We start from the raw sequence: 4,470 nt of genomic DNA, 5'->3' as shown, positions 1-4,470 counted from the left end.
CCGGCCGCGACCCCGCCACGCGGCACCGCCGCCGTCAACGCGCGCGCGGGCGACGCGACTGGCCAGCCCGACTCCACCGCACCGCAGGCGGCCGCGCCGGGGCGGTCGTCGGGGGCGGTGCGGCCGCCCGTGACACCTATCCCGGCGAGGTCATCCGCCGACTGCGCGCCACCCCACAGGCCCGCGTACGCGGCCGCGGCGAGGTCACGGTGAGCTTCACGATCACCCCTGCGGGCGCGGTGGCGGGCGTGGTGGTGCAGCGCGGCTCGGGGCAGCCCGCGCTTGATGCCGCAGCCCTTGACCACATCCGCCGCGCCGCCCCCTTTCCGCCGCCGCCCCCCGGCGCACAGACCCGCTTTACCCTGCCCGTCAGCTTTCGCTGAGAACGCCCGCCACCACGCGGACTGGGTGAACAGGTGAATAGTTGACAATTTTACTCAGGTGATTCATCCTGAGGTCCAGATATGCGCCAGCGAACCGCCAGCGACCACGTACCGCCTTTGCGCCGGAGATCCGCATGCGTCATACCTCCCTCCTGATTGCCATGACCGGGCTTGCCCTGCTGGGGCGCCACACCGGCCCGGGGGTGCCCGCGCCATCGGCGGCCCGACCGGCCACGCCCGGGCGCCCCCCGCTCCGGCGCGCGGCCCTGCTGGCGGCGCTGTCCCGGTCCGCACCCACAGCCGCGGCGCGCACCGCCCGCGCCCTGACGAAGGAGACCCGGCCATGAACCGACCCCACGCAACCCCCGCACAGGACACAGCGCCCGCCGACCCCGCCGCCCTGCGCGCGGCAATGGCGCAGCACCGCAACAAGCGCTCGCGCGATCTGGCCGACATGCTGGGCGTGCCCGAAGCCGCCCTGCTGGCGGCACAGACGGGGCCGGAGGTGGTGCGCATCGACGCCCGGCCCGACCGGCTGATCCCCGCCGTCCGGACCCTGGGCGAGGTTCTGGCCCTGACCCGCAACGCATCATGCGTGCACGAACGCACCGGCACCTACGAGGACTGGCACCCCGGCGACCACGCCGCCATGGTGCTCGGCTCCGAGATCGACCTGCGGATCTTTCCCGCGCACTGGGTGCACGGCTTTGCGATGACCGGCCGACGGCCCAGCCTGCAGGTGTTCGACGCCGCGGGCGATGCGGTGCACAAGGTGCATTTCCGCGACGGCTCGGACCGCGCCGCCTTCGACCGGCTGGTGGCCGCGCTGGCGCTGGACGCGCAGCCCGATACCATCGCCCTCGCACCGCGTGCCGCGCCCGAGGGTGCCCGCGCCAACCCCGACCGCGCCGCGGACTTGCGCGCGCGCTGGGCGGGGCTGACCGACACGCACCAGTTCCTGGGGCTGGTGCGCAAGCTGAAGATGACCCGCCTGGGCGCCTATCGCACCGTGGGCGCGCCGATGGCCACGCCGCTGGCGCCGCAGGCGGTGACCGACCTGCTGCACGGCGCAGCGCTGGCGGGCGTCGAGGTGATGCTCTTTGTCGGCAACACCGGCTGCATCCAGATCCACGGCGGCCCGATCGAGAAGATCGTGCCCACCGGCCCCTGGATCAACGTGCTGGACCCCCGCTTCAACCTGCACCTGCGCACCGACCACATCGCCGAGGTCTGGCGCGTGGACAAACCCACCCGCCACGGCCCCGCCCTGTCGGTCGAGGCCTTTGACCACGACGGGCAGCTGATCCTCCAGGTCTTCGGCAAGCGCGGCGCGGGCCTGCCGGCCTGGGAGGCGCTGGCGCACAGCCTGCCCGCCCCCGAGGCGGTGGCGCCATGATCCGCGCGGCACTGGTCCTTGCGCTGCTGGCGACCCCGGCGGCTGCGGCCGAGCGGGTGGTCAGCCTCGGCGGCGCGATCACCGAGATCGTGGTGGCGCTCGGGCAGGGGGATCGGCTGGTGGCCCGCGACGCGACCTCCACCTGGCCGGAGACGGTCACCGCCCTGCCGGACGTGGGCTACATGCGCGCGCTCTCGGCCGAGGGGGTGCTGTCGGTCGCCCCGGACCTGATCCTCGCGGCCGAGGGCGCCGGCCCGGCCGAGGCGGTGTCGATGCTGCGCGCCGCCCGCGTGCCGTATGTCGAGGTGCCCGAGGCCACCGACGGCGCCGGTGTGCTGCACAGGATCAGCGCCGTCGCCGGGGCGCTGGGCGTTGCCGAGCGCGGGGCCGCGCTGGCCGAGGCCGTGGCGGCGGACCTCGCCCGGCTGGAGGGGCTGCGGGCGGAGGTGGCGCGCCCGGCGCGGGTGCTGTTCGTGCTGTCGATGCAGGGCGGGCGGCTGATGGCCTCGGGCACCGGCACCGCGGCCGACGGGATCATCCGGATGGCCGGGGGCGCGAATGTCATCACCGACTTTGCCGGCTATCGCCTGCTGTCCGACGAGGCGGTGCTGGCCGCCGCGCCCGATGTGGTGCTGATGATGGATCGCGGCGACGGCCATGCGGTGGCGGCGGATGACCTGTTCGCCCATCCCGCCCTTGTGGCCACCGCCGCGGGGCGCGACCGCAGGCTGGTGCGGATGGACGGGCTGCTGCTGCTGGGCTTCGGCCCCCGCACGGCGCAGGCGGCGCTGGCGCTGCACCGTGCGCTGTATCCCCTCGCACCGGCGGAGGGCTGAATGGTCGCCCTGCCCTGGCCCGGCCGCCGCGCGGCGATCGAGGACGGCGACCGCTCCGCCCGCGCCCGGACGGTGATGGCGGGGCTGCTGGGGCTCGTGGCCGTGGCGTCGGTCGCGAGCCTGGCCACCGGGGCTGCGGGGGTGTCGCTGTGGCAGGCGCTGGCCAGCCTCGCGCGTGGCGAAGCGCTGGGGCTGCGCGAACAGGTGGTGATCCTCGACATCCGCCTGCCGCGGCTGGCGCTGGGGCTGATGGTGGGGGCGGCGCTGGCGGTGGGCGGCGCGGTGATGCAGGGGCTGTTCCGCAACCCGCTGGCCGATCCGGGGCTGGTGGGCGTGGGCGCGGGTGCGGGCCTTGGTGCGGTGGTGGCCATCGTGCTGGGCGGGCTGTTGCCCGCCGGGGTGGCGGCGGCCGTGGGCGTCCACATCGTGCCGCTGGCGGCGTTTCTCGGGGGCTGGGCCACGACGCTGCTGCTTTACCGCGTCTCGACCCGTGGGGGGCGCACGTCGGTGGCGACGATGCTGCTTGCGGGGCTTGCGCTGGGGGCGCTGGCGGGGGCGCTGACGGGCATTCTCGTCTATGTCGCCGACGACCGGCAACTGCGGGACCTGACCTTCTGGGGGCTGGGCTCGCTTGCGGGCGCGAACTGGACCAAGGTGTGGACGGCGGCGCCCATCATCCTCGGCGCGCTGGTTGCCGCGCCTTTCCTTGCGCGCGCGCTCAACGGGTTGGCGCTGGGCGAGGCCGCGGCGGCGCACATGGGCGTGCCGGTGCAGCGCGCCAAGACCCTGGCGATCCTGACGGTCGCCGCCGCCACCGGGGCGGCGGTGGCGGTGTCGGGGGGCATCGGCTTCGTCGGCATCGTGGTGCCACATCTGCTGCGCCTTGCCATCGGGCCGGACCACCGCTTCCTGCTGCCCGCCGCCGGCCTGCTGGGCGCGGCGCTTCTGGTGCTGTCGGACATCGTGGCGCGCAGCATCATCGCCCCGGCCGAACTGCCCATCGGCATCGTCACCGCCGTCCTGGGCGCGCCGGTGTTCCTGTGGATCCTGCTGCGCCGCCGCGGCGTGGTGGACCTGTGATGCTGAGCGCCTGCGGCATCGCCGTGCGGCTGGGGCGCACGCGGGTCCTGCGGGGCGTGGACTTCGACGCCCGCCCCGGGGCGCTGACCGCCATCGTCGGCCCCAACGGATCGGGCAAGACCACGCTGTTGCGCGCGCTGGTGGGCGATCTGGCGCACGACGGCACCGTCCTGCTGGACGGCACACCGCTGTCACGGCTCGACCCGTGGGTTCTGGCGGCCCGCCGCGCCGTGCTGCCGCAGGCCACCCCGCTGGCATTTCCCTTCACCGTGCACGAGGTGGTGGGCCTCGGACTTGCCGCCGGGGCCCACGCGACGGAGCCGGGCATTGCCGCCGCCGCCCTGGCCGCGGTGGGCCTGGAGGGCTGTGGCGCGCGCTTCTTTCAGGAGCTGTCCGGTGGCCAGCAGGCGCGCGCGCACCTCGCCCGCGTGCTGGCGCAGGTCTGGGAACCGGTGGCGCAGGACCGCGCCCGCTGGCTGTTCCTCGATGAGCCTGTCGCCAGTCTCGACATCGGCCATCAGCTGCAGGTGATGCGGCTGGCGCGCGACTACGCCGCCCGCGGCGGGGGCGTGGTGGCGGTGATGCATGACCTCAACCTGACGGCGATGTTTGCCGATGCCGTGACGCTGATCCACGAGGGCCGGGTGCTGGCCGCGGGTCCGCCGGCCGACGTGCTGACGGATGGCACCCTCTCCCACGCCTATGGCTGCCCCCTGCGCACCAATCGCCCGCCCGCCCCGGGGCAGGTGTTCGTGCTGCCACAGGCGGTGGCCGA

6 protein-coding genes are annotated in these 4,470 nt (G+C 74.9%); all 6 read left to right on the top strand.

Features of this window, described 5'->3' with window-relative positions:
- The coding region (locus CCR87_RS01250; RefSeq protein ID WP_201155512.1) for a TonB family protein at positions 1 to 383 on the top strand (383 nt) is incomplete at its 5' end.
- A gap of 134 nt (positions 384 to 517) precedes the next feature.
- The gene (locus CCR87_RS01245; protein ID WP_201155511.1) at positions 518 to 730 is read left to right on the top strand and encodes a hypothetical protein; all 213 of its coding nucleotides are present in this window, start codon (positions 518 to 520) and stop codon (positions 728 to 730) included.
- Positions 727 to 1,779, top strand: coding sequence for a hemin-degrading factor (locus CCR87_RS01240; protein WP_242511788.1), 1,053 nt, complete (start codon positions 727 to 729; stop codon positions 1,777 to 1,779). Before CCR87_RS01245 ends, CCR87_RS01240 begins: the two co-directional genes overlap by 4 nt.
- Positions 1,776 to 2,615 (top strand): heme/hemin ABC transporter substrate-binding protein, encoded by an 840-nt coding sequence (locus tag CCR87_RS01235; RefSeq protein WP_201155510.1) that lies wholly within the window; start codon positions 1,776 to 1,778, stop codon positions 2,613 to 2,615. Before CCR87_RS01240 ends, CCR87_RS01235 begins: the two co-directional genes overlap by 4 nt.
- Complete coding sequence (locus tag CCR87_RS01230; protein ID WP_201155509.1) at positions 2,616 to 3,695, top strand: FecCD family ABC transporter permease; 1,080 nt, start codon at positions 2,616 to 2,618, stop codon at positions 3,693 to 3,695.
- On the top strand, positions 3,695 to 4,470 hold a 776-nt coding region (locus CCR87_RS01225; protein ID WP_201155508.1), incomplete at its 3' end, for a heme ABC transporter ATP-binding protein. The genes CCR87_RS01230 and CCR87_RS01225, both read left to right, overlap by 1 nt.

The organism is Rhodobaculum claviforme (assembly GCF_016653255.1).
GTDB classification, from domain to species: Bacteria; Pseudomonadota; Alphaproteobacteria; order Rhodobacterales; family Rhodobacteraceae; genus Rhodobaculum; species Rhodobaculum claviforme.
This window is presented reverse-complemented; position numbering and strand designations above follow the sequence as displayed.

Coding starts and splice junctions, on each gene's coding strand:
- CCR87_RS01245 (WP_201155511.1), top strand. CDS start 518: ATGCGTCATACCTCCCTCCTGATTGCCATGACCGGGCTTGCCCTGCTG.
- CCR87_RS01240 (WP_242511788.1), top strand. CDS start 727: ATGAACCGACCCCACGCAACCCCCGCACAGGACACAGCGCCCGCCGAC.
- CCR87_RS01235 (WP_201155510.1), top strand. CDS start 1,776: ATGATCCGCGCGGCACTGGTCCTTGCGCTGCTGGCGACCCCGGCGGCT.
- CCR87_RS01230 (WP_201155509.1), top strand. CDS start 2,616: ATGGTCGCCCTGCCCTGGCCCGGCCGCCGCGCGGCGATCGAGGACGGC.